We start from the raw sequence: 3,152 nt of genomic DNA, 5'->3' as shown, positions 1-3,152 counted from the left end.
GGTTGGGGGATTGGACTCCAAATCACCGTGCTACTCAAAACCGGGGGGACGTCGGGACGGACATGAAGAAGCGGTTAACTGACGAGTAGATCATTGGTTTCCTGAAGCAGGCAGCCGCGGGTCATCATCCCGTCGATGACCAGGAGCTGCTCGGCCACCGTCCGCTTCAGCCGCGCGTTCTCGGCTTCGAGGTCCTTCAGCCGCCGGGCGTCGGGCGCGTCCATCCCGCCGTACTTGTTCCGCCAGCGGAAGAACGTCTGCTCGGTGATGTTGTGCTTCTTGCAGAGCGCCTTGATCGGCATCACGCCGGCCTCGGCCTCTCGCAGGATCGTGATGATCTGCTCTTCGGTGAAACGCTTCTTCATGGGTTCTCCTTGCCTTGCTCAGGGTAGAGAACTCACCATCGAAGGGGCTACATGATCCGTCTCAGGTCAGCCTCGAGGCCCAGAATGGGCTTCGGCCAAAAAAAATCCCCGCCTGATGAGGACGGGGATCTAAGAATAGGAGCCTGGCAGTGACCTACTCTCACATGGGGAAACCCCACACTACCATCGGCGCTGAGCGGTTTCACTTCCGAGTTCGGAATGGGATCGGGTGGTTCACGCTCGCTATTGCCGCCAGGCAAACTGGCTGGCCTCGTATCAAACGAGGTCAATAAACCGGAATGTGATCCGCACGATGCGTCACGCAAAAAGACTGTTTGGGTGTTATATGGTCAAGCCTCACGGGTAATTAGTATCGGTTAGCTTCACACATTACTGCGCTTCCACACCCGACCTATCAACGTCGTAGTCTCCGACGACCCTTCAGGGACCTTAAAGGTCCAGGGAAACCTTATCTTAGGGTGGGCTTCCCGCTTAGATGCTTTCAGCGGTTATCCCGTCCGTACATAGCTACCCGGCAGTGCCACTGGCGTGACAACCGGAACACCAGGGGTACGTCCACTCCGGTCCTCTCGTACTAGGAGCAGCTCCCTTCAAGTTTCCAACGCCCACGGCAGATAGGGACCGAACTGTCTCACGACGTTCTGAACCCAGCTCGCGTACCGCTTTAAATGGCGAACAGCCATACCCTTGGGACCTGCTACAGCCCCAGGATGCGATGAGCCGACATCGAGGTGCCAAACTCCTCCGTCGATGTGGACTCTTGGGAGGAATCAGCCTGTTATCCCCGGAGTACCTTTTATCCGTTGAGCGATGGCCCTTCCATACAGAACCACCGGATCACTAAGACCTGCTTTCGCACCTGCTCGACCTGTCCGTCTCGCAGTCAAGCACCCTTATGCCTTTGCACTCATTGCGCGATTTCCGACCGCGCTGAGGGTACCTTCGCGCTCCTCCGTTACTCTTTGGGAGGAGACCGCCCCAGTCAAACTACCCACCATGCACTGTCTCCAGCCCGGATTACGGGCCCAGGTTAGAACTCCAAACATGCCAGGGTGGTATTTCAAGGTTGGCTCCACGCAAACTGGCGTCTGCGCTTCAAAGCCTCCCACCTATCCTACACAAGCAGGTTCAAAATTCAGTGCAAAGCTATAGTAAAGGTTCACGGGGTCTTTCCGTCTTGCCGCGGGTACGCTGCATCTTCACAGCGATTTCAACTTCACTGAGTCTCGGTTGGAGACAGCGCCGCCATCGTTACGCCATTCGTGCAGGTCGGAACTTACCCGACAAGGAATTTCGCTACCTTAGGACCGTTATAGTTACGGCCGCCGTTTACCGGGGCTTCGATCAAGAGCTTCGCTTTCGCTGACCCCATCAATTAACCTTCCGGCACCGGGCAGGCGTCACACCCTATACGTCCACTTTCGTGTTTGCAGAGTGCTGTGTTTTTGATAAACAGTCGCAGCGGCCTGGTCACTGCAACCCCTTTCCGCTCCAAGCGCAAGGCTCTTCACGTACAAGGGGCGTACCTTCTCCCGAAGTTACGGTACTATTTTGCCTAGTTCCTTCAACCGAGTTCTCTCAAGCGCCTTAGGATTCTCTCCTCACCCACCTGTGTCGGTTTACGGTACGGGCGATAATTGCCTGAAGCTTAGAGGCTTTTCTTGGAAGCAGGGCATCAACCACTTCGTTCCCGAGGGAACTCGTCATCACATCTCGGAATTGACCCCCCGGATTTGCCTAAGGGATCTTCCTACATGCTTAAACCGGGACAACCAACGCCCGGCCGGCCTAGCCTTCTCCGTCACCCCATCGCAGCAATTACCGGTACAGGAATATTAACCTGTTTCCCATCAACTACGCCTTTCGGCCTCGCCTTAGGGTCCGACTCACCCTGCGCCGATTAACGTTGCGCAGGAAACCTTGGGTTTACGGCGTGCGGGTTTTTCACCCGCATTGTCGTTACTCATGTCAGCATTCGCACTTCCGATACCTCCAGCATGCCTCGCGACACACCTTCACAGGCTTACGGAACGCTCCTCTACCACTTGGCAATGCCAAGTCCGCAGCTTCGGCGCATGGCTTAGCCCCGTTGAATTTTCCGCGCGGGCCGACTCGACCAGTGAGCTATTACGCTTTCTTTAAAGGATGGCTGCTTCTAAGCCAACCTCCTGGCTGTCTATGCCTTCCCACATCGTTTTCCACTTAGCCATGACTTGGGGGCCTTAGCTGGCGGTCTGGGTTGTTTCCCTCTTCACGACGGATGTTAGCACTCGCCGTGTGTCTCCCGTGCTTGCACTTGCCGGTATTCGAAGTTTGCATCGGTTTGGTAAGTCGGTATGACCCCCTAGCCGAAACAGTGCTCTACCCCCGGCAGTGATACACGAGGCGCTACCTAAATAGCTTTCGAGGAGAACCAGCTATCTCCGAGCTTGATTAGCCTTTCACTCCTATCCACAGCTCATCCCCTACCATTGCAACGGGAGTGGGTTCGGGCCTCCAGCGTCTGTTACGACACCTTCACCCTGGCCATGGATAGATCGCCCGGTTTCGGGTCTACTCCCAGCGACTCAACGCCCTATTAAGACTCGGTTTCCCTACGCCTTCCCTAGACGGTTAAGCTTGCCACTGAAAGTAACTCGCTGACCCATTATACAAAAGGTACGCCGTCACCCTTGCGGGCTCCGACTGCTTGTACGCACACGGTTTCAGGTTCTATTTCACTCCCCTCTCCGGGGTTCTTTTCGCCTTTCCCTCACGGTACTGGTT

At 55.8% G+C, this 3,152-nt stretch carries 2 rRNA genes and 1 pseudogene; all 3 read right to left on the bottom strand.

Annotation, left to right across the window (positions count from 1 at the left end):
- Positions 1-143: 143 nt before the first annotated feature.
- A pseudogene (locus tag PKC29_15515) lies at positions 144-365 on the bottom strand (transposase).
- A gap of 141 nt (positions 366-506) precedes the next feature.
- A 5S ribosomal RNA gene (rrf, locus tag PKC29_15510) occupies positions 507-622 on the bottom strand.
- Positions 623-711: 89 nt separating this feature from the next.
- Positions 712-3,152, bottom strand: a 23S ribosomal RNA gene (locus PKC29_15505); the annotation flags it as partial.

This window comes from Thermodesulfobacteriota bacterium, assembly GCA_035325995.1.
Classification (GTDB): domain Bacteria; phylum Desulfobacterota_D; class UBA1144; order Nemesobacterales; family UBA2774; genus JADLGH01.
Note: the sequence above shows the minus strand (reverse complement) of the source record. Positions and strands in the feature narration are given on the sequence as shown.